This window comes from Nocardia sp. NPDC055165, assembly GCF_053606985.1.
The window spans coordinates 117,063-143,975 of the sequence record NZ_JBSGSS010000019.1; the positions used below are offsets into that span (position 1 = coordinate 117,063).

At 67.8% G+C, this 26,913-nt stretch carries 24 protein-coding genes, 1 rRNA gene and 1 pseudogene; 14 read left to right on the plus strand and 12 right to left on the minus strand.

Going from position 1 to position 26,913, the window contains the following annotated elements:
* Positions 1 to 3: 3 nt before the first annotated feature.
* The 6 genes from ACWFRF_RS30575 to ACWFRF_RS30600 all read left to right on the plus strand — a co-directional run bounded on the left by ACWFRF_RS30575 (position 4) and on the right by ACWFRF_RS30600 (position 6,090).
* Entirely contained in the window at positions 4 to 951 is a 948-nt protein-coding gene (locus tag ACWFRF_RS30575) for a GHMP family kinase ATP-binding protein (protein WP_452453588.1), read from the plus strand.
* Positions 948 to 1,760, plus strand: a complete 813-nt coding sequence (locus tag ACWFRF_RS30580; RefSeq protein ID WP_452453590.1) for an ABC transporter ATP-binding protein — start codon at positions 948 to 950, stop codon at positions 1,758 to 1,760. The genes ACWFRF_RS30575 and ACWFRF_RS30580 overlap by 4 nt, the downstream gene beginning before the upstream one ends.
* Positions 1,757 to 2,845 (plus strand): FecCD family ABC transporter permease, encoded by a 1,089-nt coding sequence (locus ACWFRF_RS30585; RefSeq protein ID WP_378994734.1) that lies wholly within the window; start codon positions 1,757 to 1,759, stop codon positions 2,843 to 2,845. The genes ACWFRF_RS30580 and ACWFRF_RS30585 overlap by 4 nt, the downstream gene beginning before the upstream one ends.
* Positions 2,846 to 2,922: 77 nt before the next feature.
* Positions 2,923 to 3,900, plus strand: coding sequence for an ABC transporter substrate-binding protein (locus tag ACWFRF_RS30590; RefSeq protein ID WP_452453592.1), 978 nt, complete (start codon positions 2,923 to 2,925; stop codon positions 3,898 to 3,900).
* On the plus strand, positions 3,897 to 4,454 hold the full coding sequence (locus ACWFRF_RS30595; RefSeq protein WP_452453594.1) for a GNAT family N-acetyltransferase: 558 nt from the start codon (positions 3,897 to 3,899) through the stop codon (positions 4,452 to 4,454). The genes ACWFRF_RS30590 and ACWFRF_RS30595 overlap by 4 nt, the downstream gene beginning before the upstream one ends.
* Before the next feature lie 88 nt (positions 4,455 to 4,542).
* The gene (locus tag ACWFRF_RS30600) at positions 4,543 to 6,090 is read left to right on the plus strand and encodes an AIM24 family protein (protein ID WP_452453596.1); all 1,548 of its coding nucleotides are present in this window, start codon (positions 4,543 to 4,545) and stop codon (positions 6,088 to 6,090) included.
* A 60-nt stretch (positions 6,091 to 6,150) separates the two neighbouring features.
* Here the strand turns inward: ACWFRF_RS30600 and ACWFRF_RS30605 are convergent, their stop codons facing one another.
* Positions 6,151 to 7,443, minus strand: a complete 1,293-nt coding sequence (locus ACWFRF_RS30605; RefSeq protein ID WP_378994743.1) for a hypothetical protein — start codon at positions 7,441 to 7,443, stop codon at positions 6,151 to 6,153.
* Between the two features lie 265 nt (positions 7,444 to 7,708).
* Here ACWFRF_RS30605 and ACWFRF_RS30610 point away from each other — a divergent pair.
* Together ACWFRF_RS30610 and ACWFRF_RS30615 are read left to right on the plus strand one after the other, a co-directional pair.
* A pseudogene (locus ACWFRF_RS30610) lies at positions 7,709 to 7,852 on the plus strand (zinc ribbon domain-containing protein); the annotation flags it as partial.
* A gap of 415 nt (positions 7,853 to 8,267) precedes the next feature.
* Entirely contained in the window at positions 8,268 to 8,801 is a 534-nt protein-coding gene (locus tag ACWFRF_RS30615; protein WP_452453597.1) for an Rv3235 family protein, read from the plus strand.
* Positions 8,802 to 8,867: 66 nt separating this feature from the next.
* Here the strand turns inward: ACWFRF_RS30615 and ACWFRF_RS30620 are convergent, their stop codons facing one another.
* From ACWFRF_RS30620 to ACWFRF_RS30640, 5 genes are all read right to left on the minus strand, one after another.
* Entirely contained in the window at positions 8,868 to 10,247 is a 1,380-nt protein-coding gene (locus ACWFRF_RS30620) for a metallophosphoesterase (protein ID WP_452453599.1), read from the minus strand.
* 114 nt (positions 10,248 to 10,361) lie between these two features.
* Positions 10,362 to 10,817: a DUF4254 domain-containing protein gene (locus tag ACWFRF_RS30625; RefSeq protein WP_378994749.1), complete on the minus strand. Its 456-nt coding sequence runs from the start codon at positions 10,815 to 10,817 to the stop codon at positions 10,362 to 10,364.
* Between the two features lie 228 nt (positions 10,818 to 11,045).
* Positions 11,046 to 12,191: an acyl-CoA dehydrogenase family protein gene (locus tag ACWFRF_RS30630; protein ID WP_378994751.1), complete on the minus strand. Its 1,146-nt coding sequence runs from the start codon at positions 12,189 to 12,191 to the stop codon at positions 11,046 to 11,048.
* Positions 12,192 to 12,303: 112 nt separating this feature from the next.
* Entirely contained in the window at positions 12,304 to 12,864 is a 561-nt protein-coding gene (locus ACWFRF_RS30635) for a hypothetical protein (RefSeq protein ID WP_387445354.1), read from the minus strand.
* Positions 12,865 to 13,090: 226 nt separating this feature from the next.
* Positions 13,091 to 13,933, minus strand: coding sequence for a DUF72 domain-containing protein (locus ACWFRF_RS30640; protein ID WP_378994755.1), 843 nt, complete (start codon positions 13,931 to 13,933; stop codon positions 13,091 to 13,093).
* A gap of 167 nt (positions 13,934 to 14,100) precedes the next feature.
* Between ACWFRF_RS30640 and ACWFRF_RS30645 the strand changes: the two genes are divergently transcribed.
* The 5 genes from ACWFRF_RS30645 to ACWFRF_RS30665 all read left to right on the plus strand — a co-directional run bounded on the left by ACWFRF_RS30645 (position 14,101) and on the right by ACWFRF_RS30665 (position 19,050).
* Positions 14,101 to 15,321: an MFS transporter gene (locus ACWFRF_RS30645; RefSeq protein WP_378639341.1), complete on the plus strand. Its 1,221-nt coding sequence runs from the start codon at positions 14,101 to 14,103 to the stop codon at positions 15,319 to 15,321.
* A gap of 81 nt (positions 15,322 to 15,402) precedes the next feature.
* On the plus strand, positions 15,403 to 15,597 hold the full coding sequence (locus ACWFRF_RS30650; protein WP_378994757.1) for a hypothetical protein: 195 nt from the start codon (positions 15,403 to 15,405) through the stop codon (positions 15,595 to 15,597).
* A 90-nt stretch (positions 15,598 to 15,687) separates the two neighbouring features.
* The gene (locus ACWFRF_RS30655; RefSeq protein WP_378994759.1) at positions 15,688 to 16,230 is read left to right on the plus strand and encodes a YceI family protein; all 543 of its coding nucleotides are present in this window, start codon (positions 15,688 to 15,690) and stop codon (positions 16,228 to 16,230) included.
* A gap of 25 nt (positions 16,231 to 16,255) precedes the next feature.
* On the plus strand, positions 16,256 to 17,464 hold the full coding sequence (locus ACWFRF_RS30660; RefSeq protein ID WP_452453602.1) for a L,D-transpeptidase: 1,209 nt from the start codon (positions 16,256 to 16,258) through the stop codon (positions 17,462 to 17,464).
* Entirely contained in the window at positions 17,461 to 19,050 is a 1,590-nt protein-coding gene (locus tag ACWFRF_RS30665) for an LCP family protein (protein WP_452453604.1), read from the plus strand. The genes ACWFRF_RS30660 and ACWFRF_RS30665 overlap by 4 nt, the downstream gene beginning before the upstream one ends.
* Before the next feature lie 90 nt (positions 19,051 to 19,140).
* Here the strand turns inward: ACWFRF_RS30665 and fadD32 are convergent, their stop codons facing one another.
* Complete coding sequence (gene fadD32, locus ACWFRF_RS30670) at positions 19,141 to 21,021, minus strand: long-chain-fatty-acid--AMP ligase FadD32 (RefSeq protein WP_378994775.1); 1,881 nt, start codon at positions 21,019 to 21,021, stop codon at positions 19,141 to 19,143.
* Positions 21,022 to 21,079: 58 nt separating this feature from the next.
* A complete protein-coding gene (locus ACWFRF_RS30675; RefSeq protein ID WP_379314939.1) occupies positions 21,080 to 22,327 on the minus strand; it encodes a KasA/KasB family beta-ketoacyl-ACP synthase in 1,248 nt (415 codons plus the stop codon).
* A gap of 201 nt (positions 22,328 to 22,528) precedes the next feature.
* On the opposite strand from ACWFRF_RS30675, the gene ACWFRF_RS30680 reads away from it, so the two are divergent.
* Positions 22,529 to 23,521, plus strand: a complete 993-nt coding sequence (locus ACWFRF_RS30680; protein WP_452453606.1) for an acyl-ACP desaturase — start codon at positions 22,529 to 22,531, stop codon at positions 23,519 to 23,521.
* 18 nt (positions 23,522 to 23,539) lie between these two features.
* Here ACWFRF_RS30680 and ACWFRF_RS30685 read toward each other — a convergent pair whose 3' ends face one another.
* The 4 genes from ACWFRF_RS30685 to rrf all read right to left on the minus strand — a co-directional run bounded on the left by ACWFRF_RS30685 (position 23,540) and on the right by rrf (position 26,716).
* Entirely contained in the window at positions 23,540 to 24,832 is a 1,293-nt protein-coding gene (locus tag ACWFRF_RS30685) for a diguanylate cyclase domain-containing protein (protein ID WP_378994767.1), read from the minus strand.
* 36 nt (positions 24,833 to 24,868) lie between these two features.
* On the minus strand, positions 24,869 to 25,678 hold the full coding sequence (locus ACWFRF_RS30690) for an SAM-dependent methyltransferase (protein WP_379317210.1): 810 nt from the start codon (positions 25,676 to 25,678) through the stop codon (positions 24,869 to 24,871).
* A gap of 140 nt (positions 25,679 to 25,818) precedes the next feature.
* Positions 25,819 to 26,511, minus strand: a complete 693-nt coding sequence (locus ACWFRF_RS30695) for a YdcF family protein (RefSeq protein ID WP_452453608.1) — start codon at positions 26,509 to 26,511, stop codon at positions 25,819 to 25,821.
* 88 nt (positions 26,512 to 26,599) lie between these two features.
* Positions 26,600 to 26,716 (minus strand): 5S ribosomal RNA (rrf, locus tag ACWFRF_RS30700).
* Between the last annotated feature and the right edge of the window lie 197 nt (positions 26,717 to 26,913).

Genomic DNA, 26,913 nt, shown 5'->3' on the forward strand with positions numbered 1-26,913 from the left:
CCGATGACCATTGATCTCGCCACGCCGGGAATCGGTGTCGGCCGCGCCTACGGAAGCTGCGGCGAACTGCTCCAGGGCGTCACCGAACAGAATCGGCATTTCCTGGTCACGCTCCCCATTCGGCGCGGCACGGTGGCCGTCTTCGAGCCGGGCGGCGACCGCATAGATGTTGTGCCGGAGGGCAAGTCGAAGGCGGCGCGACTCGCGAGCGGGATGGTCGGCCGATCGCGCGTGCTGGGTGGCGGGCGACTCACCCTGCACAGCGAACTTCCCGAAGGCAAGGGGCTGGCCAGCTCCACCGCCGATCTCGTCGCCACCGCCCGCGCGGTCGCCGACGCCGAGGGTCGCTCGGTGCCCGTCGCGGAACTCGAAGCCGACCTGCGCGCCATCGAACCGTCCGACGGCGTCATGTACCCGGGCACCGTCGCCTATTTCCATCGCGAGGTGCGGTTACTCGCCCGCCTCGGCACTCTCCCGGCACTGACGATCGTCACCGGCGACGAGGGCGGCTCGGTCGACACCGTCGAATTCAACCGGGGCGAACCCGGTTTCAGCGCCGCTGACAAACGAGAATTCGACAGGCTGCTCGGCGAACTCGGCCCGGCGATCACCCACGGTGACATCGCCGCGATCGGCGCGGTGGCCACCCGCAGTGCCGTGCTGAGCGCCGCATCGCGTGACCGTCCGCATCTGGACGCGACCATCCGGGCAGCGCGCGCCATCGGCGCGGCCGGAGTCGTCGTCGCCCACAGCGGCACGACCACCGGAATCCTGCTCGCCGACAACGATCCACGTCTGCGCGAGCAGGTCCTCGCCGCGCACGAGATCTGCGCCGCCTTCGCCTGCTCGGTGGCGGTGCATCACTCGTGGCGACCCGGAATACAGCGCGTTCCCACCGTCGATCACCCACACCCGGTGACGATTCCCCGAACAGAGAGCTCTCCGCGATGATCACCGTCGACCAGATCCGCTTCACTTACGACGGCCGAATCACGCTCGACGACATCAGCTTTGGTGTGGCACCCGGCAGCACGCTCGGACTGATCGGCCCCAACGGTTCGGGCAAGTCCACGCTGCTGCGGCTGATGTACCGGGCGCTGCGCCCGGCGGGCGGATCCGTCGTCGTCGACGCGGTGCCGGTGGAGCGACTGCGCGGGCGCGAGCTCGCGAGTCGCCTCGCCGTCGTCGCACAGGAAGCGCCGCCGGATACGCCGGTCACCGTGGCCGAGACCGTGCTGCTCGGCAGGTCGCCGTGGGTCGGTGCGTTCCAGGGGTATTCGCGCGCCGACCGGATCGCCGCCGCGGCCGCGCTCGAACACGTGGGGGCGCGGGCGCTGGCCGACCGCCGTTTCGCGACGCTCTCCGGCGGCGAACGCCAGCGCGTCCTGATCGCCAGAGCACTCGCCCAGCAGGCCGACCACCTGCTCCTCGACGAACCCACCAACCACCTCGACATCCGCTACCAGCACGAATTGCTCACCCTGGTCCGCGGTCTCACCGCGACCACCACGATCGTGGTGCTGCACGAGCTGAACCTGGCCGCCCGCTACTGCGACCGCCTCGTCCTGCTCGACCAGGGGCGCGTCGCCGCCGCAGGCACTGTCGCCGAAGTCCTGACCCCGCGGATCCTCGAACCCGTCTACAAGATCCCCGTCCGCCGAACGTCGGCCTTCGGCGCCGTCCAACTCCTCTTCGGCCCGGCTACCGAACCTCCCGCCACAACACTTCCGTCCGAGACCAGAGAGGCGGCCACGACATGACCGCGACCCTGGTGGCCGATCCGGCCATCGACGACCTCGATCACGCCCGCCACCGCGGCCGCGCAGTGCTGCTGACCGCCGGGCTCACCATCGCGCTCGCCTGCACGCTGGTGGTCGCAGCCGGGCTCGGACCGGTGGCCGTCCCGCCGGGGACCGTGGCGCGGATCATCGGCCACCATGTCTTCGGTCACCCGGTATCCGTCGATTGGAGCGCCGCCCAGGACTCCATCGTCTGGTTGGTGCGGGTGCCGCGCGTGCTGCTCGGCGCACTCGTGGGCGCCGCCCTGGCGATCACCGGCGCCGTCTTGCAGACCATCGTGCGCAATGTGCTCGCCGACCCCCACATCCTCGGCGTCACCTCGGGCGCGTCGACCGGCGCGGCGGTGTATCTGCTGTTCGGGGTCGCCGCGGCGACCACCGCCACCGCCCTCGCGGCGAGCGCGTTCATCGGCGCGTTGATCGCCACCGCCCTGCTGTTCGTGATCTCGCGGATCAACGGCCAGCTCACCTCGCTGCGGCTGCTGCTCGGCGGGGTGACCATCGGCTACATCTTCTCGGCCGCGACCAGCTTCCTGATCTTCGCCTCCGACCGGCCCGAAGGCGCGCGCACCGTGCTGTTCTGGCTGCTCGGCTCGCTCGCGCCTGCCGCCTGGTCCTCGGTGGCGACCACCGTCGCCGTCGTCGCGGTGGCACTGGTCGCGGTGCTGTTGATGGCGCCCCGGCTGGACGCACTGGCCGCCGGTGACGACACCGCGCGCACGCTCGGCATCGCACCGAATCGCATTCGGCTGTGGGCGTTGCTGATCGTCGCACTCGCGGTCGGCGCGGTGGTCGCCGTCGCCGGGGCGATCGGCTTCGTCGGGCTGATCGTGCCGCACGTGGCCCGGCTGTGTACCGGTGGCACACATCGGCACCTACTCGTGGTCAGCGCGCTGATCGGCGCGCTCTTCCTGGTGATCGCCGATGTGGCGGCACGCACCGTCTTCGCGCCACGCGAACTGCCCATCGGGATCGTCACCGCCGCCGTCGGCGCCCCACTGCTCCTCGTCCTGATCCGCCGCTTCCGTGCCACCGGCGAGTCCTGAAACCCGCACTCCACCCCTGCTGTCCCGGTCACGACGACCGGGCGAAATCCCCCCACCGATCGATGAGGACCACCACCGTGTTCACCCGTGTCATCTCCGCCCGCCGCTCCGCCGTTCCCGTACTCGCCCTCCTCACCAGCGCGATCGTTACCGGTTGCGGTACACCAGCTCCCGCCACCGCACCCTCGGCAAGCGGTTTCCCGCTGACGATCTCGAGCTGCGGTCGCGACGTCACCTTCTCCTCGCCCCCACAGCGCGTCGTCACGGTCGGTTCCATCGCCGCACCGCTGATCGCGGCCGCGGGCGCCGCGGACCGCATCGTCACCCGCACCTTCGAAGCCGCCGCCTTCCCCGGCCAGTACGGCGAGGCATTGCAGGGCATCGAAATCACCGCGCCCACCGCCGAACTCGCCCGCGAGGAGATCATCAGCCGGGCCCCCGACCTGGTCGTGAGCGTCGAAGGTCTCTCGGTGACCCCCGACGACCTCGCCCAGGTGGGCATTCCGCTGATCGTGACCCGCGGCTACTGCCGCGACGCGGCCGGCACCTTCGAGGACGTCTTCGCCGACATCGCCCTCTACGGAAAGCTCTTCGGCACCGAGAACGCGGCCGACACCGAAGTCACCAGATTGAAGCAGCGAGTACAGGCGGTGACCGAACGGCACAGTGGCACAACGACTCCCCGTCCCGCCGCCGCGCTGATCCTGTCGCGCGACGGCGCCCAGCTCAAAGCCTATGGCGCCAAGAGCACCGTCCACGAACAGCTGAAGATCCTCGGCCTCGGCAATGTCTACGGCCAGATCGACAAGCGCAACTTCGAAGCCAACACCGAAACACTCATCGCCGCCGACCCCGAAGTGATCATCCTGCTCACCCAGGGCGACCAGACACCCGACTCGGTGCGCACCGCCCTGCGCCAACGTCCCGAACTGGCCGGGCTGCGCGCGATTCGGGAGAACCGGATCATCGTGGCGCCCTTCGGTTACACCGGGCCCGGACCGGTAGCCGTCGAGGGTCTGGAAGTGCTCGACCGCGAATTGGCGCAGCTGCGATGACCGCCGCCACCACCGGCTACCTCGTCCGCGAGGCAGGCACCGCGGATCTCGCGGGCGCGCGCAGCGTCATGCTCGACACCTTCTACCAGGTCTTCGGCATCGGCTATCGGCCCGAATATCACCAGGACGTGATCGACCCGGACACCACGTATCTGCGGCATCCGCGCCACCGGCTGTGGGTCGCCGCGCACGAGGGCGTCATCGTCGGCACCACCGCGATCCGGGCGCAGGGGCCCGCCCATCCCCCACATCCGGCCGAGCTCGCGCGCCGCTACCCCGACGAGACCACCGCGCAGCTGTTCCGGGTCTATGTGCGGCCCGAGCACCATCGACGCGGACTGGCCACCCGGCTCGTCACCGCGGCGGTCGAGCACGTACGCGCCACCCCGGCTTTCGAGCGGCTGTATCTGCACACCGACGCCCGGACACCCGGTGCGCTCGAATTCTGGCTGACCTTCGGCCACATCGTGTGCGACGCCCGAGGGCCACACGGCGGCTTCCAGACGGTGCACCTGGAGATTCCGCTGGATCGCGGCGATGAACAGCCGGTCTGACGGTTCCCTGCTGGCGCCGTGACGGCATACACGGCACTATCGAACGCGTGGAACACTTGCGAATCGCGCGACGTTCGGGTGCTGTGTCGTGACCGCGCTGGCTCCCGGCGAGAACCGGCCCGCGCCCGGTGACCACCTGACCGTCACGGTCGCGAGTTCGGCGTCGGTCGACGTGTCGGCCCTGCTGGTGAACGCGGCGGGCAAGGTGCGCTCCGACGCCGACTTCGTCTTCTTCAATCAGCCGACCGGGCCGGGCGTGGTGTACCGGCACGGCAACGGAGGACCCGATGTGGTGGGCGTGCAGACCTCGGCGTTGCCCGCCGATGTGGACAAGGTGGTGGTCACCGCGAGCCTCGACGGTCGCGGACCCGCGACGTTCGCCGCCGTCGGCACCTTGACCACCACCATCGAATCCGGCTCCACCGCACTGACTTTCCCGATCCCCGGACTCACCACCGAGAGTGGTGTGGTGTGTGTGGAGATCTATCGCCGCAACGGCGCGTGGAAGGTCCGCGCGATCGGTCAGGGTTACGACGACGGGCTCGCGGGCATCGCGTCGGCTTATGGTGTGAACCTCGACGACGAGCCCGAACCCGCTGCGGCGCAGGGTAATTCCGGTGCCGTGGCGGGCACTGCCGGCGACTCCCGAGGCGCACCCGGCCCAGGTCACCTGCCGCCGCACCCTCCCGGTTCCCACGCCCCGATGCCACCCGGTCAATTCGCGCCGCCCCCTGGGGCACCCCCTGTTCCCGGTCAGCCGGGGACGCCATCCGGCTACCCGGCCGCACCCCCGCCGGGCGCACCTGCCTACCCGGCCGCGCCCACACCGACCTACCCGCCACCCGCCTACGGACAGCCCGGCGGACCCGCTCAACAGCCAACGTATGCATCTCAGCAAGGAGCCCAGCCCGTGCACAGCGATCTGTTCGACCCCTCGCATGCCGAGGTCAACGGCCTCGGTATCCAGAAGCAGGGCGGCAAGATGGTGAAGGTCGGCATGAACGGGGAGGTGATGGCGCGATCCGGGTCCATGGTGGCTTACCAGGGTGACCTGAAGTTCGAGGCGCTCGGCTCCGGCGGCATCGGCCGCGCCATCCGCCAGCATCTCACCGGCGAAGGCGTGCCGCTGATGAAGGTGACCGGCCGCGGCGACCTGTTCCTGGCCAACAGCGCCGCCGACGTGCACATCATCGACCTCGACGGCACCGACGGGCTCACCATCAACGGCGCCAACGTCCTCGCCTTCGACTCCACGCTGCGCTACGACATCGGCCGCGTCCAGGGCGCCGCGGGCTACGCCTCCAACGCGGGCCTGTTCAACTGCGTCTTCACCGGCCGCGGCCGCATCGCCATCACCACCCACGGCACCCCGGTCGTCCTCACCGTCGACCAGGCCACCTACGCCGACCCGAACGCCGCCGTAGCGTGGTCGTCGAGCCTGCAGACCGGCATCAAGCGCAACGACTCCTTCGGCCTCGGCCGCCTGATGGGCCGCAGCACCGGCGAAGCGAGCACCCTCGCCTTCTCCGGCCGCGGCTTCGTCATCGTCCAGCCCTCCGAACTTCCCCCGGGCGGCCTCATCGGCGGCACCGGCGGCGGCCAGCAAGCGGGCACCGGCGGCAGCATCTTCGGCTGACCCGAACACGGAAAAGGCCGATACCCGCGCGGTCGCGGGTATCGGCCTGTGTCCTGCCTGCTAGTTCGCGCGCTCCTTGCGGGCTTGGCGGCGGGCCTCACGCATGTCGTTGAGTTCCTGTTCCAGGCTCTCCGCGATGCGGAACTGGCCGGTGTCGTAGATGCTGGTCGGCTCGATCGCCTCGTAGCCGAAATTGGCTTCGGCGAAAGCCTTTTCGACCCGGGCCTCGATGTCGGAGATGGCGCTCTTGCGGGCGGCGGGAACCGAATCGGTGGCCGGCTCCGGCTTGGCCGGCTCCTTGGCGGGCTCCGGTGCCACCACGGGCGCGGGAGCTGACTTCTTGGCGGTGGCCTTGTCCGCGGAGGACGGCTTGCCGATGCCGAAGCGCTTGCGCTTCTCCGGCGAGCGGCCGTTGCCGTTGGCAACCGGCTCGGTGGGCGTCCAGGCGGGTTCGCGGGTGATCGGCGTGGTAGCGGCCGTTTCGGTGGCAGCGATCGCCTCGGCGCGAGCCGCGCCCGTCATCGGCGGGGTGTAGGTGAGGCGGATACCCTCGGTGGCCTGGCGGCCGAGGATGTTGTCGGCGGGGTCGGGCAGGTCCCTGACCTGGCTGGTCGCGCGGGTGATGGCCAAGCCGTACCGGGCGCTGACCGCGTCGTGGATCAGCAGCGCGACACCGATCATCACCGGCGCGACCGCGTGCACGGCAACGTCGTACCACCGCCCTTCCCGCACGTAGGGGTACGTGTTGAGGGTGACGGTGAGCCCCAGCAGCGCGAGCTCGGCGAGCGCGACCTGGCGGCGGTTGTCGATCACGCCCCACTCGGCGACCTTGTTCGTGCCGACCATGATGATGATCAGACACACGCTGATCATCGCTTCGAGCAGATAGCTGAACCAGAACAGCGGATCGCTCGGCCCACCGGGCGCGATGTTCTGCTGCACGTTCACCGCGGACCACAGCATGCCCGCGCCGACCACGCCGGCCAGTGCCTTCAGCGACCACGACCGGTGCCGGTACAGCGAAGCGAGCTTCGCGTGCGGGCTCGATTCGCGACGCTGGGACGCCATCGCCTTCCTGGCGAGCAGCAGATCTCGCATGTCGGCCTTCTCGATCGCTTCGGTGGTCTGTCGGCTGCGGTCCGATGCGGACGCCATCGCCTGGGTGTGCTTCCAGCGCTGTTCGCGATCCTGTTCACGGATGCGTTCGGCGAGTTCGCGTTCGGCGCGCAGCTCATCTTCGGAGAGCGCGTCGGTGAGGGCCGGATCGAATTGGTAAGCGAGACGCCCGCGGGCACGTTCGACTCGCTGGGCGAGCTGGCTGACGTCGTCCTCGAGACCGGATTCGATCGTCATGCCAGACCACCGCCCCGGGCGCGCGAAGGCAGGCAGGTGACCACAGGTGTGAACGGCACGGACCATTCTTACAGCATGTCTGGAAACTCCGATAGTTTTCAGGCACCGCCCTTCTCGGGCGTCGTCGGGCTGACAGTATTTGCTGTCGCCGCTACTGCCGACGGGGTGGAGGTCGCCCGCTTCGATACCGCTCCTGAACCGTTGGCCGCTGGGCTGAGTCAGGAACGACACCTGGCGAAGTCATTGTCTCGCAAAATGGTGCTCTGCCTGTGGAACGATCAGTGCGGCCCTGTCGTTGGCGGATCGAGTATTCCTCTGCGAGTGTGGGTTCAGCGCAGATCGTGACCACAACGCGGCGCGGTCGATCCCGACCCAACCCTGGCAATCACTGTCTTCGCGCGGCTCATGACGGTGCGCCGGATGCAGATCGGACGATTCGGTAGTCAGGCTGACCCGGGCAGAGCCACTGACCGCGCTGTGTCGTGGTCACCGACCCGGACAGACGCCCGCCCGGTTTTCGCCTGGATGCTGCGGAGCCGAAACGACGGGACAGTTTTGCCCTTACTCTCGAAACGGGGAAACCCGATCCGCTTACATTGCGGACCGCGTTCGACAGTCGTGTGGCGGCTCATCATCAGCGAGTGCGACACAGGCCACCGACATCACACTGAACGCGCAGCCACAGGACAGTTCCAGGTTTCACGTGCGCTCAGAGTGGACATCTCGAGGTGACCTGCGTTGATTTCGCGAACACTTGTCGGAGCTCCGTGTCATGCTGTGCGCCACCACTGGGGAGTGGGTGGACTGACTCGAAGGGGACGAGCATGTCTACGGAGGGAACTGTGTTGTCGCCCGCGCCGCATTGCGAGCCGCGGTTGGAGGGTGGGGAAGAGGTGCCGCGTTCTGGCGCCGTGAATACCGCTGTGCCCCACCGGGTTACTGGTTCGGGTCGACCGAGGGCCGCGGGCGGAACGCCGGCGAGTATCCGCAGGGCGGTACGCGCCTCCTGCACGAAGGCAGCGCCGACCGGCGAATCTGTCGCGACCGCAAAGCGATTCGCCGAACAGGTGCTCCGGCTGCTCTTGGAGGTGGTCGATCGGCGCAGATCGTCGACTCACCTGCGCGCTCACACAGACGCGCGAGTACTCGCCGCCATCAACACCATGCTCGCGCAGGACTTGGTCCCCGGCCGGGGCTTGGGCAGCGCCATCCTGACCCGCGTGAAACTGACCGCGACACAAGACGGTGCCGCCGAAGTCTTCGCTTCGTATCAGCGTGGGCCGCGGACTCTCGCTATCGCCGGCCGCATCGAGTCGACCAAGGACAGCTGGCGCTTGGTCGCGGTGCGGATGTTCTGATCGCCGGGACGGTCGAAGCGTGGATGTCGAAGTCGACGAGCTCGTGAGGGAGGTCCGTCGACTGCCTCAACGCAGCGCGGTGACTCCCGAGAAGTCATGGGGTGCACGGTGATTGCGATCGGAAAGGCTGCCGAGAGCGTGGTCGGGGTGAAGGCCGAAGTATTGCCTGCGGGTCCGGCTCGTCCAGGCCAGCGCCGCCGCGGCGGCGATACGGTGGAAGTGGACGGTGTAGCCGTGTTCGTAGATGCGCAGCAGGGCGTAGCCCCCGGGGTACTCCTTCACGGCCGCTACCTCCAGGTATTCGACGTGGCCGGAATCGGGGCGGCTGCGGCGATTCCGGTGGGTGTGGCCGCTGTGGTGCAGGAATACGCCAGGGGCCGTTCGGTAGCAGGCTTGCAGTGCGGCCACGCTCGCACGATCGAGAACGAAACCGGGGCCGCCGGGGTTGCTCAGTGCCGCATAGCGGGTCGCGGGGTGGTGGCCGAAGATCAGCGTCGGGCGGTCGGGGTCGGCGGCGAGTGTCGCGCGGAGCTCGGCGAGTTGGCCGGCGTCGATCGTGCCGCCGGAACCACGCCTGCGCGTGGTGTCGAGACCGATCAGGCGCAAGCCACCCAGCTCATGGCAGGTGAGTTGCCCGAACGGCTGAAACATCTGGCCCCAGTGATCATGCGCGCCGCGCGGAACGTCGTGATTGCCACGGCAGACGAAGTGATCGCTGCCCGCCCTGCCCCAGGCGTCCAGACGCGCCGCGATGCCCGCGCACTGTTCGGCGGTGCCACAATCGGTGAGATCGCCCGCGACCACCAGATGATCTGCCGCGCGCTCGGGTCGGCGGATGTCGTGCAGCAGTGCCTCGGTCATCACCTGCGGGTAGTGGCCGTCGTCGTGGCGCAGACCCGGCGGCAGCCCGGCGACGATCAAGCCGCTGCGGTCCTCGCCCCAGTGCAGGTCGTTGGCGAGGGCGATCGTGCGCAGCAGTCGCCCCGGCGGTGGCGGCGCGGTCAGGAAAACGCCCGTGACCTCCGGAGTCCCCGGGCGTCGAGTCACCCAGGTACGGCCGGGAACAGCGGTTTCGCCGTCGGAGCAGGCCCGGAAGCGATATCGGCGGCCCGGCTCGAGACCGCGCACTTGCGCGTAGTGGTGCGCGGTGCGACGGCCGTCGAGGTAGCGGGTCACCGGTGTGGCCGAGCTGTCGGCGGGCGCGAGCAGCACTTCGGTGTCGGCCGCGGCCGGGCGAAGCTGTCCCGCGCGATCACGTCGATGGGTCGACCACGTGAGGATCGCCGTGTCGTGAGTGACCGTGACGACCTCGAGATCGGTGACGACGAGCCGATCACGCACGCCGCTCCACGAATACGGCCGCGCCATCGGCGCACGCACGGTGGCCGCCGCAGCCCCCGAGGCGGCGTTGACCAACCATGCGGTGTGCAGTCGCGGATCGAGCATGCCGGGCTCCGTTCGCCGTCTCTCGCTGACGGTACGGCGCCCGGCTGAACACCCGTGGGCGGTGATGTGGACGTTGATCGCCCAGGTAGCGACCGGAAAGCGATGACGCCGCCGCTAGTCGTCGCGCGGCATCTTCCGCAGCTGCTGTGTCCCATCGCTGTGCGGTGGGTCGCCGTCGAGTCCGTCGGGTAGCCGCCGCGCCCCACTGGCTACCTCGGCGATGAGATCGTCGTAACCACAAGCCAATTCGTGCAGGCGCAGTTGCGCGGCACGCAGTTGGGCTTCGGCCCCGCAGGCCAGCGCGCGGTAGGTGAGCGCGGCGAAATGGGCCATGCGGTCCACGACGGCGCCGATGCTCTCGGTGTGCATGGGTGCAGAGGTCGCCGGAGTGGGTGAGCGGATCACCACCCAGCGGTCGATCTCGCAGACCAGACGCGCACGCGCCCAGTCGATCTCGCTGGTATCGCCGGGAATCTGCTGTTCGCGGCGTTCGTGCAGGGTGGCCAGCTCGTGCGCGGCGGAGAGGACGGGATCACTCGCACCGGCGACCCCGCAGACCGCCTGCATCATCTGTGCTCGGTCCGGCAGTACCGGTTCCGGTCCGGGTCGTCCCGTCGAACCGCTGCCGTCCGTGTCCACTGTTGCCGCACCGTCCCCGTCGTCGGTTTTGTACCGCTTGTCGAAGGACATTCGTCTCGGCGGGGACGACGGATAGGTCACGAAATGACCCCCCAACAGCGAAAACCGGCCGCGAACAAGAGTTCACGGCCGGTCGGGATCACCGATCGAGCTGGAGTATCACAGGCTCCGGGCGATGATTTCCTTCATGATCTCGTTGGTGCCCGCGTAGATCAGCTGGACGCGATTGTCGACCCACATGCGGGCGATCGGGTACTCGTTCATGTACCCGTAGCCGCCGAACAGCTGCAGACAGGTGTCGGCGATCTGCATCGCCTTGTCGGTGGTCCACCACTTCGCCATGGCGACGGTGGGGATGTCGAGTTCGCCGCGGAGGTGCTTCTCGACGCAGTCGTCGATGAACACGCGCGCGATGCGGGCTTCGGTGGCGACCTCGGCCAGCTTGAACTTGGTGTTCTGGAAACCGAACACCGGACGGCCGAACGCCTCGCGCTCCTTGGTGTAGCGCAGCGTGTGGTCGAGGGCGACCTCCATGCCCGCGACCGCGCCCATCGAGACGATCAGGCGCTCCTGGGGCAGCTGCTGCATCAGCTGGATGAAGCCCTGACCCTCCTGGGTGCCGAGCAGGTTGGTCACCGGGACGCGCACGTCCTCGAAGAACAGCTCGGAGGTGTCCTGGCCCTTCTGGCCGATCTTGTCGAGCACGCGACCGCGACGGAACCCTTCGCGATCGGCCTCGACCAGGACCAGCGAGACGCCGGAGGCGCCCTGGGTGGGGTCGGTCTTAGCAACCAGGATGATCAGGTCGGCCTGTGCGCCGTTGGTGATGAAGGTCTTGGAGCCGTTGATGACGTACTCGTCGCCGTCACGGATCGCCTTGGCCTTGACGGCCTGCAGGTCGGAGCCGGTGCCGGGCTCGGTCATCGCGATGGCGCCGACGACCTCGCCGCTGGCCATCTTGGGCAGCCAGTGCTTCTTCTGCTCCTCGGTGCCGTAGGCGAGGAGGTAGTGGGCCACGATGCCGTTGTGCAGGCTGATTCCCCACGAGGTGTCGACCGCGCGGGCCTGCTCCTCCATGAGCACGGCCTCGTGCGCGAAGGTGCCGCCACCGCCGCCGTACTCCTCGGGGATCGAGATGCACAGCAGGCCGACTTCGCCCGCCTTGTTCCACAGGTCGCGGTCGACGTGGTGCTGCTCGCGGTACTTGTCGATGTTGGGGACAAGTTCCTTGGCCATGAACGCACGGGTCATGTCACGCAGGGCGTCCAGGTCCTCGTTCATCCAGCTGGACCGATTGGCGGCCATCGAGTCTCCTTGTTCGGCTCGGCACAGCACCGGTCCAGGCGTGACCGGTGGTTACGGACACCAGTGTGCCGCAGTATTGGCGTCGTGACAATAGTGCTGCCGAAATAGCCTCTCACCAGCGCATCATCGGTAAAGGTGAGAACGGATGGATGAGCGCGCGCCGGACTGTCAGCTCCACCAGCTTGAGATGGAAGCCGCTGTCCGGGTACCGCCGCATCAGTGCGGAGTAGGCCGCGTAAGGCAGTCCGTAGCGGCGCGCGCCGAACGTCACGTCGATCAGATCGGCCCGCCGGAACAGCTCCACCGGATCGGTCGCGGCGCCCGCCGGGCGCACACGATGGTGGTCGCGGATCATCTCGGTGACGAGCTCGGCGATGTCCTCCCGGTCGTGCGTGATCAGCCAGTCGCCCGCCAGCGCGCACGACGGTTCGAGATAGTCGAAGGTGCACGCCGCCCAGATACCGAGATCGTGGAAGGTCGCCGCGGTGCGGAACTCCTCCCGCGAACTCGGCGGCGGCCCCGGCTCGCCGCTGCGGGCGAACAGGAGATCGGCTGAGCGCAATACCCGCAGCACATGATGGAAATAGGCCTTGCGGTCGGCGCCGAGCCGGGCGGTCCACGGTTCGAGTCGTTCGGCGATCGCCTGGTCGAGTTCGCTTGTGTGCTCGGTCAATTCGTCACTCCGAAGTAGATCTCACGGGCGTGTGCGAACCCCCCGGCACCCCCGAACCAACCCTAGGTGTCCACGATGGGCGCCGCTCGGCGAAACGGGAGTTTCTCTCGAACAGCCCGGGCTCGGCGGATCGGATGTCCGTCAACCTTCATGCCAACGTTGGCATGAAGCGACAACGCTCGATAAGAGCAGCCTCTGAGAACCTGGTCGGATTCCGGACATCCGCTCAGAACAGCGTCATCGGCTCGTCGGACTCGGGTGTCGGCTGGGCGGGCAGGTCGGGGACGATCGCGCGGACCTCGTCGTGGAAACGGCGTGCCAGGCCACGCGCCGCGGCATTGTCGGGCGTGTGCACGAAGACCGTCGGCGAGCGACCTTCGCGCAGCCAACCCGCGACCGTCTCCACCCACGGCTGCCAGCCCGCGACGGTGCGGTCGGTGTCGGCGCGCCCGTGGTAGCGCACGATCGGGTACTCGGTGAGCGCCCGCATCCGGCGCGGAACGCGAGGCTTCTTCGCCCGTGCCTCGAATTCGGAGGGGTCACCCGGTGGCCCGTCGAACAGGACCGTCGTGTCGAACGGCACCCATTCGGCCCCGATCCGCCCGAGCACCCGTTCCAGCTGCACCGCGGCCCGCTCGTCGTCGAAGAACGCTGGATGACGCACTTCCACGGCGCAGCGCAGTCCACCGGGCAACTCGCGCTGGAAGCGCGCGAGGGCGCCGAGATCGGTCGGGCCGAACGATGCGGGCAACTGGATCCACAACGCGTGCACCCGCGGCCCGAGCGGCGCCATCACGTCGAGGAACGCCCCGAGTTCGGCGCCCGCGTCGACGAGCCGGCGCTCGTGCGTCACCGCCCTCGGCGGCTTGAGCACGAACCGGAAATCGGGCGCGGTCTGTCGGGCCCATGACTCGACGGTGGACGCGGACGGCGTCGCGTAGAACGTGGTGTTGCCCTCGACCGCACCGCAGTGCCCGGCGTAGGCACGCAGGCGCTCCCCCGGCGCGGGCAACCGCTGCTGCCACTGCGGATGCGTCCACATCGCACACCCCATCCGCAGCTCACGCACAGGCCGACGGTAATACAGCGACCGGCCGCCCCTAAAATGAGACCGGTTGCCACCAGTTCGCCCTGTGCGCGGGCGGCGGGAGTAGCGGTGTCCGGCCGAGCAGATCGGCGACCGTACGACCGCCACATCCCTGAATTCCGGTGCGCGCACAACGGAAAGGGCCTGTGATGGCGATTCTCACCACCGAGCGGCCCAGTGCTGTCTCCGTCACCCGCGCCTGGCTGGGCGTGTCCGCCGCCATGGTGGCGATCGCGTGGGGCGGCAACGAGTTCACGCCGCTGCTGGTGATGTACAAAGCCCACGGTCTTGCGCTGACCGCGGTCGACCTGCTGCTGTTCTACTACGTCCTTGGCATCGTGCCCGCCCTGCTCATCGGCGGCCCACTGTCCGACCGGTTCGGACGCCGCCCCTTGATGCTGCCCGCCCCACTGATCGCCGCGGCCGGTTCGCTGTTGCTCGCAGTGGGCGCGGCCTCGGTGCCGATGCTGGCGGCCGGGCGGATGCTGTGCGGTGTCGCGCTCGGACTGGCGATGGCGGTCGGCGGCAGCTGGCTCAAGGAACTGTCGCAACCTCCGTTCGCCGCCGCTGCCACGGGCAAGGGGGCCCGGCGATCCGCGATGAGCCTGACCGCCGGATTCGCCCTCGGCGCGGGTGTGGCGGGAACCCTCGCGCAGTGGGGTCCGCTGCCCGATTCGACCGCCTATCTCGTCAATGCGGCGCTCTGCGTCGCGACCGCGTTCTGGGTGGCTCGAACACCGGAAACCGTGACCCGCCGAGCGAATCCGGGCAGGCTGCGCGACGACTTGAAGATCCCCGCCGCCGGGCACCGGCGATTCCTGCGGGTGGCGGTGCCGATCGCCCTGTGGCTGTTCACCGCCAACGCCACCGCCTACGCGGTCCTGCCGACGCTGATGCTGCCGCGCGTGCAGCAGGCCCCGATCGCCTTCTCCGCTCTGGTCACCATGGTGACGCTCGGCTGCGGATTCACCATCCAATCGGTGGCGCGACGCATCGACCGCCCTGGCACCGCGCGCGCGGCGGTGGTCGCGCTCGTGCTGCTCACCACCGGCATGGTTCTGGCGGCGTGGACGGCGGCCACTTTGAGCATCTGGGTGACGCTGCTGACCGCCGTAGTGCTCGGCAGCGGCTACGGCATCGGCCTCGTCGCAGGGCTGCAGCAGATCGAACGCCTCGCGGGCCCCGGCGACCTCGCGGGCTTGAACGCGGTCTTCTACTCGGTGAGCTACCTCGGCTTCGGCGTGCCCGCGGTCCTGTCGTCCCTGCACAGCGGCCTCGGTTTCGGCTACCCCGCCATGTATCTGGTCACCGCCGCGATCGCCGCCGGTTGCCTCGCGCTCGTCGCCGCGAACTACCGCGAACGGATCTGAGCGCAACCCTTTCCCGCTGAAGCCGTCGCCCGCGCGTCGGCCGACCCCGACGATCCGCGACCGCGCGTTACGGTGGATCGAGTGAGCACCGACCCCGTCGAAACCCTTCTCCGCTGGCAGGATTCCGGCGCGGTCTGGCGGGTCGTCAGCCGCCGACCCGACTCCGTGACCATCGCCCTCTACGAGTGCACCGGCGGACAGGAAGCAGACCGCTTCACCTCCACCGATCCCGCGCTCCTGCGGTTTCTCGGCGAACGCGCCACCAGCGAGGACTGACCCGCCCGCGGTGAACGGGGTTACGCTGGTTGGCGCTATCGCTTCACGCCCGTCGGCCCACACGGCCGGATCGCCAAGTGAGGAGAGACCATGTCGGCCCCTACCGGACTACCCGCTGGAACCTGGGTCATCGACCCCGCGCATTCCACGCTCCAGTTCTCCGTGCGCCATCTGATGGTGAGCAAAGTGCGCGGCCGATTCACCGATTTCGCGGGCACGCTCGTGGTTCATCCCGACGGCTCCGCCGATGCCGATGTCGAGATGAAGGTGGCTTCGGTCACCACCGACAACGCGCAACGAGACGGCCACTTGGCCAGCGCCGACTTCTTCGACGTCGCCAACCACCCGATCGCCACCTTCAAGGCCACCGGGTTCACGGCGCGCAGCACCGAGTTCTCCGTCACCGGCGACTTCACCATCCGCGGCAACACCCACCCGGTGACCCTGGAGGTCGAATTCCTCGGCACCGGCCCCGGGATGGCCGACGCCCCGGTCGCCGGTTTCTCCGCGACCGCCACCATCAACCGCCGCGATTTCGGCCTCACCACCGACATCCCGATGGCCGACGGCGGCGCCGTGATCGGCGACAAGATCAACCTCTCGCTCGACGTCGAGGTCGGCCTGCAGAGCTGAGCGGCACCGAGCACAGGAGGGGCGCATGTCAGGACGACGTTTCCGAGCCGGCCTAGCCGCCGGGTTCCTGGTGCTGGTCGCGGCCTGCGGCGGCTCACCCACCGAATCCGGGACCGAATCCGCCGCCCCACCGGCCCCGGCGATCTCGGTCGCACCGGAAGACGGCGCGACCGAGATCGATCCGCTGGGCCCGGTGCGCGTGAGTACCAGCGACGGGCAGCTCACCGCGGTCACGCTGACCAACGAGCAGGGCGGCACGGTCGACGGCATCCTCACCCCCGACCAGTCGGCATGGAAACCGTCGGAACCACTGGGCTACGGCCACACCTACACGGTCACGGCCGAGGCGGTCACCGTCACCGGCCGGGTCGGGCCGATCACCTCGTCGTTCACCACGCTGGCGCCGAACAACCAGACCAAGGTCTATTTCCGAACCACGGGCGGCACGGAACTCTCCTCATCGGGCACTTTCGGCGTCGGCACCGTCGTCGTCGCGCACTTCGACGAGGACGTGCCCGATCGCGCGACGGCCGAGAAGCACCTGTCGGTCACCACCGATCCGCCCGTCACCGGCTCCTGGTACTGGCTCGACAACCGCAACGCCCACTGGCGGCCCGCGAACTACTACACGCCCGGCACGAAAGTGACGCTCACCGCCGACATCTACGGCAAGGATCTCGGCGGTGGCCTCTACGGCCAGGAAGACACGAAGACCAGCTTCACCATCGGCCCCTCGCACGTCTCGATCGTCGACGACAACGACAAGCAGGTGCAGGTGTACGAGAACGGCACGCTGATCAAGACGATGCCCACCTCGCTGGGCATGGGCGGCAGCCAGACCGTCGCGGGCAAGACCATCACCTTCTGGACCCAGCCCGGGGTGTACACCGTGATGGACAAAGCCAATCCGGTGATCATGGACTCCTCCACCTACGGCCTGCCGGTGAACTCCCGGCTCGGCTACAAGGAATCCATCGGCTGGGCGACCAGGATCAGCACCGACGGCATCTATCTGCACCAACTCGACGACACGATCTGGGCGCAGGGCAACACCAACGTCTCACATGGCTGCCTCAATCTCAGCGGCGAGAACGCGCGCTGGTTCTACAATTTCTCCCAACCCGGCGACGTGGTCGAGATCAGGAACACCGGCGGCGCCCCACTCGAGGTGTGGCAGAACGGCGACTGGAGTGTGCCGTGGGAACAGTGGCAGGCAGGTAGCGCGCTGCGGTGAACGGGGACAACGCCTTTCCGCCGCCGCGCCGGGAGACGGCACGACGGGGACCACAGCGCGTCGGCAAGCATGCCGCCACCGACCCTCGCGCGCCACGGCGCGGCCGCGCTCGCCGAGCCGGGTTGATCATGGCCAGAATGCTCGTGGCGACCACCGCGCTGGCCGTCCTCGCGGGCACCGGCCTGGCCTGGTCGGCCAAGCAGGACTTCGATTCCGGCTTCACCCATTCCACCGCACTCGGTGAGGACGCCCCGCGTTCCGGCGGCGGCGCCGTCAACATCCTGTTGATCGGCCTGGACACCCGCAAGGATCTCAACGGCAACGACCTGCCGAAAGAGGTGCTCGACCAGTTGCACGCCGGTGACGGCACCGAGGGCGGCTACAACGCGAATTCGCTGATCCTGCTGCACATTCCGGCCGACAAGAGCAAGGTCGTCGCCTTCTCCATCCCCCGCGACAACTATGTGCCGGTGACGGGAATCCCCGGCTACCAGCAGATCAAGATCAAAGAGGCGTACGGCTTGAAAAAGGCCGCGGTGCAAGCGAAGTTGATCGATCAGGGCGAAAAGGATCCGGTGGTACTGGAGCGGCGCGGCCGGGAGGCCGGACGCGCGTCCATCGTCACCACCGTCCGCAATCTCGTCGGGGTTCCGATCGACCGGTTCGCCGAGATCTCCCTCGCGGGCTTCTACGACCTGGCCACCGCTGTCGGTGGGGTCGACGTGTGTCTCAACCACGCCGTCGACGACAGCGAGTTCTCCGGCGCGAGTTTCCCCGCGGGCAGGCAGCATCTCGATGGTTCACAAGCCCTGGCGTTCGTCCGCCAACGTCACGGACTGCTCAACGGCGACCTCGACCGCACCCATCGTCAACAGGCTTTCCTCACCTCGGTCGCCAAGTCGCTCAAGGACTCCGGAACGCTGACCAACCTGAGCCAACTCACGGAACTGATGGACGTGGCGCACCGTGACGTGGTGCTCTCCGACGGCTGGAACCTGTTCGACTTCGCCCGCGACATGGGCTCCGCCGGCTCGGTACCGGTCGAATTCCGCACGCTGCCGGTGGTGCGCTACGACGTGATCGACGGTCAGGACGTGAACATCGTCGACCCGGCCGCGATCAAACGGGAGGTGCGGGCGGCCTTCGGCCAGGAGGTGCCGGCGACCACGACCACGGCATCGCCCCTGACGAGCGTGGTCGATGTGCACAATGTGGGCACCGAGAAAGGGCAGGCGGCGGCGCTCTCGGCCGCGCTGACGAGCCGGGGCTACGGTGCGGGCCTGATCGGCAACGGTGATTCGAGCGACGGCCAGTACTCGGCCATCACCTACGGCCTCGGTGCCGCCGACGATGCGCGTGCGCTGGCGGAACTTCTCGGCGGGCTGCCGGTTTCCGCCTCGCCGTCGATCGAAGACGGGCGGATCAAGGTCGCGCTCGGCGCGGACTTCACGATGCCCACCGAGCTGAGCCCGGCCACATCGACGACCACTCCCCCCACGACCACGACATCCGGCTCGATGCCGCTGCCCGACCAGGGAAAACCGTTGTCCACCAACATCGGCGACACCATTCCCTGCGTCAACTGAGCGACCTGTGCCGCTTCAGCCGGGCGCCGGAGCCGGACGCACGGGGCGGATATCGGTCGGCCACCGGAATGCCCAGTGGCCGACCGTCTCTCACTCCTCCGGTGCGTCCGGATAGGCCTGCTGCCGGTATCCACCGCGCAGCGTCCCGTCCAGATACGCGGCCTTGCAGGCCCGTCGGGCGATCTTCCCGCTCGACGTCCGCGGAATCGACCCCGCGGGCACCAGCAACAGGTCGCGCACCATCACCCCGTGCCTGCGGGCGATCGCCGCACGCACCGCGTCCGTGATCGGGCCCGGCTCGAGTTTCGCCGCGCCCGTGCCTCTTTCGGCGACGATCACCAATTGCTCCGCCGCCGGATCGGACACCGTCCCGGCCTCGAGCACCGGTGCGGGCAACTGGCCCGCCTGCACCGAGAAGGCCGCGATGAAGCCGGGCCGCAGCGCCGTACTGGCCTCCTGCGCCGAGTATTCAAGATCCTGCGGGTAGTGGTTGCGCCCGTCCACGATCACCAGGTCCTTGACCCGGCCGGTGATGAACAGCTCGCCGTCGTGATAGGCGCCGTAGTCACCGGTCCGCATCCACTTCGCGTCATCGGGCGCACCCTCGGCGCGACTACCGACCGGCATGCGCGCGACCACCCGATTGCGGAAGGTCTCCGCGGTCTCCTCCGCCCGGCCCCAGTACCCGATGCCCATATTGTCACCGTGCAGCCAGATCTCGCCGACCTCGCCGTCGCGACGCTCGATCCCGGTACCGGGATCGACGATCACCGCCCACTGTGACCGCGCCACGTGTCCGCACGACACCTGCGCCACCGCGTTCTCGGCGTGCTCGTCGCACTCCACCATCCGGCCGTCGTTCAACTGCCCACGATCGACATAGACCACCCGCGCCTCGTCGTCACGCTTGGTCGCCGACACGAACAGCGTCGCCTCGGCCATCCCGTAGCACGGCTTGATCGCGGTCTTGGACAGCCCGTAGGGCGCGAACGCCTCGTTGAACTTGCGCATCGAGGCCACCGACACCGGCTCACTGCCGTTGATCAGACCGATCACGTTCGACAGGTCGAGCGATTCGTCTCCCTTGGGCAACCCACGCATCGCCGCGTGTTCGAACGCGAAATTCGGTGCCGCCGAATAGATTTCGGCACCATCTGCTTGCGCGGCCAGCTCCTTGATCCAGCGCGCGGGCCTGCGCACGAACGCGCTGGGCGACATGATGGTGATGAACTTGCCACCGATGGTCGGCAGGATCACCGTGAGCAGCCCCATGTCGTGGAACAGCGGCAGCCAGGTGACCCCGCGGGCGTTCTCGGTGATCCCGATGGCATCGATCATCTGCAGCAGGTTGGTCCCCACCGAGCGGTGGGTGATCTCGACACCGGCGGGCACCCTGGTGGACCCGGAGGTGTACTGCAGATACGCCACGCTGTCGATATTGATGTCGGGCCTGCGCCAGCGCGTGCCGACGGTGTCGGGAATCGCCTCGACCGCGATGATTCTGGGCCGTTGCGCCGCGGGCTGTTCGCGGAAGAAGTTGCGCACGCCGGCCGCCGCGCTACCGACGGTGAGCACCGCGGCCGGTTCGCAGTCGCCGAGAACGGCGTGCAGCCGGTCGCTGTGGCCCTGCTCCTCCGGATCGAACAGCGGCACAGCCACATTCCCCGCGTACACCGCCGCGAACAGCGCGACGACATAGTCGAGACCCTGCGGCGCCAGCACCGCCACCCGGTCGCCGGGCTGGGTCACCTGCTGCAATCGCGCGGCCACCGCGCGCAGCCGCACGCCGAACTCACGCCAGGTCAGCTCCTGGTATTCCCCCTCACGTTCTGTCGAATAGTCGATGAAGCGATAGGCCAGGTCGTCCCCGTTGGCCTCGCTGTGTTTGTCGACGAAGTCGATCAGGGTCTGATCACCGGGAATCCGGATAGTCCCCAGTTCGTCTACATAGTCGTCGAAAGTCTCGCCGATCATTCCCAATCCTTTTCAACGCACATTGACTCCGAATCCGCCACCACAAGGCGAACCGTCAATACCGTCCGAACGAGATCGCCACGTTGTGACCGCCGAAACCGAAGGAGTTGTTCACCGCGTAATCGATGCGACCACGCCGCGCCTGACCCGACACCACGTCCAAATCGATTTCGGGGTCCTGATTGTCCAGATTCAGCGTGGGCGGCACGATGCCGTCGCGCACACTGAGCACCGTCAGCACCGATTCGAGCGCACCGACCGCGCCGATCGAATGCCCGAGAGCCGATTTCGGCGCGTACACCGACGCGTGCGAGCCGATCGCCTTCGCGATCGCATTGGCCTCGGCGGTGTCGCCGATCGGGGTCGCGGTGGCGTGGGCGTTGATGTGGGTGACGTCGGTGCGGCTGATCCCGCCGGTCTGCATCGCCCGCGTCATCGCCCGCGCGGCGCCGGTGCCCTCGGGATCCGGTGCGACGAGGTGGAATCCGTCGGAGGTGACGCCCGCGCCGAGCAGCCTGGCGTGAATCGTCGCGCCCCGCGCCTTCGCGTGCTCCTCGGTCTCGATCACCATCATCGCGCCCGCCTCGCCGAAGACGAACCCGTCACGGTCGGCGTCGAAGGGACGCGAGGCCGCCTTGGGATCGTCGTTGCGGGTGCTCATGGCTCGCATCTGCGTGAACGCCGCGATCGGCACCGCCTGGATGGAGCCCTCGACACCGCCGGTCACCACCATGTCGGCATCGCCCATCACGATCATCCGCCACGCGTTGGCGATCGCCTCCGAGCCCGACGAGCAGGCCGACACCGGCGTGGAAACCCCGGCCCGCGCACCCAATTCGAGGCCGACGCAGGCCGCGGGACCGTTGGGCATGATGGCCTGCACGGTCAACGGCGAGACCTTGCGGTAGCCGCCGTTGCGCAGCCGATCGCGGGCGTAGATCAGCGATTCCGCGCCGCCGAGGCCGGTACCGATCGAGACGCCGAGCCGGTCGCGGTCCACGACGGGGCTGCCCGCGTTGCGCCACACCTCGCGGCCGAGAACCACGGCCATCTGTTCGACGTAGGACAGTTTGCGCGCCTCTTCGCGGGTGAGCGAGAGGGTGGGCGACACCTTCAGGTGGCCGCCGATCCGCACCGGCAGTTCGAAATCGTCGATGAAGGAGTCTTCCAAGACGTCGATTCCGCTCTCGCCGTTGAGCAGACCTTTCCAGGTCGAGTCGACGTCGCCCGCGATCGACGTGGTCGCCGCCAGGCTCGTGACCACGATGTCCGTCATAATTTTTCGCTCACTCTCTCTAGCTATGCCACGACTGAACGGGAACCGCTGATGGAGCTGAACTGGTGGAGCGTATATGCACACGGCGCGACGCGCCCAAATTCCGAAACAGTGCGAAGGAACACCGTGTCGTTTCCAGGCGCGATGCGCCGGGTCTATTGTGACGACGGGCAACACTACCGGACCGACGCAACTCTCGCTTTTCACTAACCGGAAAGGGCAACGAGCGTGGCCAGGAACCTGACCCAACTGGAACTACTGATCGAGCTGGAACCCATCGCCGCGAGCAATGTCGACCGCCATCTATCGATGGCCAAGGACTGGCACCCGCACGATTATGTGCCGTGGGACCGTGGCCGCAACTTCGCGTCCATGGGCGGAATCGATTGGGACCCAGAACAATCCGCTCTCAGCGAACTCGCCAAGGCAGCCATGGTCACCAACCTGCTCACCGAGGACAACCTGCCCTCCTACCACCGTGAGATCGCCGAGAACTTCTCCAAGGACGGCGCCTGGGGCACCTGGGTGGGTCGCTGGACCGCCGAGGAGAACCGGCACGGCATCGTGCTGCGCGACTACCTGGTGGTGACCCGCGGGGTCGACCCGGTCGCGCTCGAACAGGCCCGAATGATCCACATGACCAACGGATATTCGGCGATGGCCGTCGTGGACGACAAGGCGCCGGGCTTCGACATCCACGCCTCGACCGGCGCCGGATTCCTGTTCTCCGTGGCCTATGTGACCTTCCAGGAACTGGCCACCAGGGTGAGCCACCGCAACACCGGGCGGGTCTGCGACGACCCGATCGCCGACCGCATGCTCGCCCGCATCGCCGCCGACGAGAACCTGCACATGATCTTCTACCGCAACCTGTGCGCCGCCTCGCTCGACCTGGCCCCCGACCAGACCATCGAGGCGATCAACACCATCGTGCAGAACTTCCAGATGCCCGGTGCGGGCATGCCCGGCTGGCGACGCAACGGCGTGCTGATGGCCAAGCACGGCATCTACGATCTGCGCCAGCATCTCGAAGAGGTACTGATGCCGGTGCTGCGCAAGTGGAACATCTTCGAGCGCGATGACTTCGGGCCTCGAGGCGAGCGCGCTCGCGAGGATCTGGCAGCCTTCCTCGATCGGCTGGGCGGGGACGTTCTCCGCTTCGAGGAACAACGCGATCGCTCACTGGCGCGAGCGGCCGGGCGCGAGCGGCAATCGGTCTGATCGGTTCCGGCCCGGCCGCTACCGGGCCGGATCGCGGCGCGCGTCGTTCTTGTTGCGGTACATCGCCGCGTCGGCGGCGTGCACCAATTCGTCTACGGCGCCGGGCAATTGCTCGAAGAAGGCGGTGCCGATGCTGGCGCCCACGGCGAGCATGTGTCCGTCCACCTCGAGCGGCTCGGTGAGCGCGGACAGCAGCTCGCCGGCCAGTCGCGCCAATTGCGCTTCACCGGAGCACCTTTCGACCAGCACCAGGAACTCGTCACCGCCGATGCGGGCGGCGAGCGCCTTGTCCGGGCGCACCGCTTCGCGCATCCGGTCGGCCACGACCTCGAGCACACGATCTCCGATCGTGTGCCCCCATAGATCGTTGATCTCCTTGAACCCGTCGAGGTCCAGATAACAGACCCCGATCGGCGGTTGCGCTTGCGCCAGTCGGTTGAACAGGTGCGGGCGGTTCGGGAGACCGGTGAGCGCGTCGTGATTGGCGTCGTGCCACAGGCGGTCGGCGAGCTGCTTGCGCTCGGTGACATCGACCGCGACGCCGATCAGGAACTCGATGCTCCCATCAGTGCCGCGCACCGCCGACATCGACAGGTCGATCGCGGTCACCCGACCGTCGGCATGTAGATGCTCGGTCTCGGTCCGGAAGCTCTCGGATTCGCCGGCGACCATCAACTGGAGTTGTTCGAACGCGAAGTTCAGGTTCTGCGGGCCCAGGATGTCGGCGACGGTCCGGCCCGGCATCGTCTCCGGGGTCTGGCCGAGCATATGGGCCATGATGGCGTTGCAGTTGATCACCTGGCCGGTCATGTCGACGGTGCCGATGCCGACGAGTGCGCCGTCGAAGACCGCCTCGAAACGGGCTTCGGAGAGCGCCCGGCGGTTCTCCGCCTCCTGCGCCGCGGCGAGCACCGCGGCCAGCGTGGCCTCCTGCTCGGCCAGCGCGGCGGCCCGCAGCGCCGCGGTGAAGCCTGCCGCGAAGTCGGCGGCCAGGACGATCGCCCGGTCGCGGATCTGCGGTAGCGCGGGGTCGGCCGGGCCGTCGGCGACGAGCTCGACCAGATCGGCACAGATCACCGGCACCGAACGGCTCACCGCCGACGGGTCACGGTAGTTGGCGGCGACCAGCATCCGAGCCGCCCGCCGCGCGATGTCCGGATCCTCCCCACCGCGCGCCGCGTCGATCAGACCGGTGCACAGGGCAGCCAGCATCTCTTCGATCTGCGAGCGGTTGAGGGTAGGAGCTACGACGCCATCGAGGGCATCCGCCCACCGCCGCGCCAGCTCCCACGACCCCACTGCTTCATCCACCTGTCATCGTCTATCGCACCCGCCATGTCAGGCGGTCTACTTCTTGATCGCGACACCGCCCATGCCGAGCGAGCGGCCCGGCTTCTCGTGCTGATCGCGCTCGGACTCGGGCCGCCACAACGGCAACTCGACAACGCCTGGCTCGACCGAATCCCATCCCTCGAACAACGCGACGATCTCATCCTTGGACCGGAAATGAATACCGACCTTGGACTGGTTCACCGAGTGCGTACCCAGTTTACCGGCGTCATCGGGCCGAAGCTCGGAGGTGAGATGTGAAATGGCTATAAAACTACCCGCTGCCACCACTTCGCGCAGCGCTGCCACCTTGCCGACCGGATCGTCCACATCGGGCACCAGATGCAGCACCGCGATCAGCAGCAACCCCACAGGGGCGTCGAAGTCGATCAACCCTGTCTCGCGCACCGCGGCGACCAGGTCGACAGGTTTGCGTAGGTCGGCCTCGATCGCACCCGCGCGCTCGTTGCCCTGCAGAATGGTTCGCGAATGAGCGACGGCCACCGGGTCGATGTCGACGTAGAGCACCGTGGCCTCCGGGTCGAGCTCGTGCACGATCTCGTGCACGTTGCCCGCGGTGGGGATGCCCGATCCGACGTCGAGGAACTGCCGGATTCCGGCATCGAGCATGAAGCGGACCGCCCGGCGCAGAAACGCGCGATTACTCAGCGCCAACCGCGGCAGGTCTGGAACGAGCCCGGTAGCCATCTCCGCGGCGTCCCGGTCGACCGCGAAGTTGTGCGAGCCGCCGAGCAAAGCGTCGTACATCCGAGCCGGACTCGGATGCTGCATATCGACACCTTCGGGCGCCCATACCGGCCGTTCCATCGAATTCCCCTGTCTGCCATTACCGCACCGCACCCTCGCAACCCGCGATGACGCCTCCCGCATCGTAATCGGCGCCACCGACATCGGCGCGGCTATCCATTAGCGAGAGTCATGGCCTCGACCGATGGTGGTGCCGGAGCCTATTTTTCGGAGCCGTACGGCTGGGCCCACAGGGGGGCCACATCCGGGGTCATAGTGGCGACGACCGGGATACCGGCCGCCAGAAAATTGTCCAGAGCCCGGCGCATATGGTCGGCGGAGGTGATCAGGACAGCTTTGGTCACGCCGAGCGCTTCCATCATGCGCGCCGAGAACTCGGCATTCTGCACGGTGGAACCGGCTTCGGTTTCCGCGTGCAACCGGTTCCTGGCGACACCACGAACATTGAGCCAGTCCGCCATCACCTGTGCCTCGGTGACACCGTTGCGTGGGTTGCCGCCGGTCACGATCACCGGCGAAGCGGGCGACATAAAGGCCTGAATCAGCGCCGCGTGCAAGCGATTACCCAATTCGGGCCGCATCGTGCCATCGGGCTGCAGACCGTATCCGAGCACCACGATCGCCGTCTCGGGGCCGTAAGTGGCCGGCAGCACGATCCCGGCGAGGCCGGCGACCGACCCGACCGCGCCGATCAGTGGATCGGCGGATGGCGCGGCGGCACCGAGTGGCGCGGTCGCGACCGCGCCGACCAGTGCGGCAGGCAGCACCAGGACGGCCGCACAACGGCGCAGTGCCTGGTGAGTGAAGAGCCAGTTCATGGTGACCTCCCGAAGCGACGTCGCATCATCGTCGCTGACCGGAACCGCCGACATGCCCATTTCTGAAATGTTCATGGTTCGGACTGTTCGCCCCGGTCCGGGAGGTATCCTGGGAACGCAAAAAGGCCCTCCAACCGAAGTTGGAGGGCCTTTCGCAAAGATGTTCCGGCAGTGTCCTACTCTCCCACACCCTGTCGAGTGCAGTACCATCGGCGCAGGTGGCCTTAGCTTCCGGGTTCGGAATGGGACCGGGCGTTTCCCCACCGCTATAACTACCGTAACTCTATGAAACTGTCACACAGAGAGCCACAACCAGAAAACCCACACCCTCCCTCACGGGAAAGCACGGACCAACCGATCATTGTCTCCATGATCTGTGTGCTGTTTCAGAAACCGCACAGTGGACGCGTAACACCTTCGTAGTAAGCCCTCGGCCTATTAGTACCAGTCACCTACACCAGTTACCTGGCTTCCAAT

Bases quoted from the DNA above. Each gene is read 5' to 3' on its own strand.
- ACWFRF_RS30620 (WP_452453599.1), bottom strand. From the start codon at position 10,247: ATGCTCGATCCGCGACTGCACACCGCATGGTTGGTCAACGCCGCCTCG.
- ACWFRF_RS30605 (WP_378994743.1), bottom strand. From the start codon at position 7,443: ATGACGATCGAATCCGGTCTCGAGGACGACGTCAGCCAGCTCGCCCAG.
- ACWFRF_RS30695 (WP_452453608.1), bottom strand. From the start codon at position 26,511: ATGAACATTTCAGAAATGGGCATGTCGGCGGTTCCGGTCAGCGACGAT.
- ACWFRF_RS30655 (WP_378994759.1), top strand. From the start codon at position 15,688: ATGTCGGCCCCTACCGGACTACCCGCTGGAACCTGGGTCATCGACCCC.
- ACWFRF_RS30625 (WP_378994749.1), bottom strand. From the start codon at position 10,817: ATGATGCAGGCGGTCTGCGGGGTCGCCGGTGCGAGTGATCCCGTCCTC.
- ACWFRF_RS30575 (WP_452453588.1), top strand. From the start codon at position 4: ATGACCATTGATCTCGCCACGCCGGGAATCGGTGTCGGCCGCGCCTAC.
- ACWFRF_RS30580 (WP_452453590.1), top strand. From the start codon at position 948: ATGATCACCGTCGACCAGATCCGCTTCACTTACGACGGCCGAATCACG.
- ACWFRF_RS30585 (WP_378994734.1), top strand. From the start codon at position 1,757: ATGACCGCGACCCTGGTGGCCGATCCGGCCATCGACGACCTCGATCAC.
- ACWFRF_RS30690 (WP_379317210.1), bottom strand. From the start codon at position 25,678: ATGGAACGGCCGGTATGGGCGCCCGAAGGTGTCGATATGCAGCATCCG.
- ACWFRF_RS30595 (WP_452453594.1), top strand. From the start codon at position 3,897: ATGACCGCCGCCACCACCGGCTACCTCGTCCGCGAGGCAGGCACCGCG.
- ACWFRF_RS30645 (WP_378639341.1), top strand. From the start codon at position 14,101: ATGGCGATTCTCACCACCGAGCGGCCCAGTGCTGTCTCCGTCACCCGC.
- ACWFRF_RS30630 (WP_378994751.1), bottom strand. From the start codon at position 12,191: ATGGCCGCCAATCGGTCCAGCTGGATGAACGAGGACCTGGACGCCCTG.
- ACWFRF_RS30660 (WP_452453602.1), top strand. From the start codon at position 16,256: ATGTCAGGACGACGTTTCCGAGCCGGCCTAGCCGCCGGGTTCCTGGTG.
- ACWFRF_RS30615 (WP_452453597.1), top strand. From the start codon at position 8,268: ATGTCTACGGAGGGAACTGTGTTGTCGCCCGCGCCGCATTGCGAGCCG.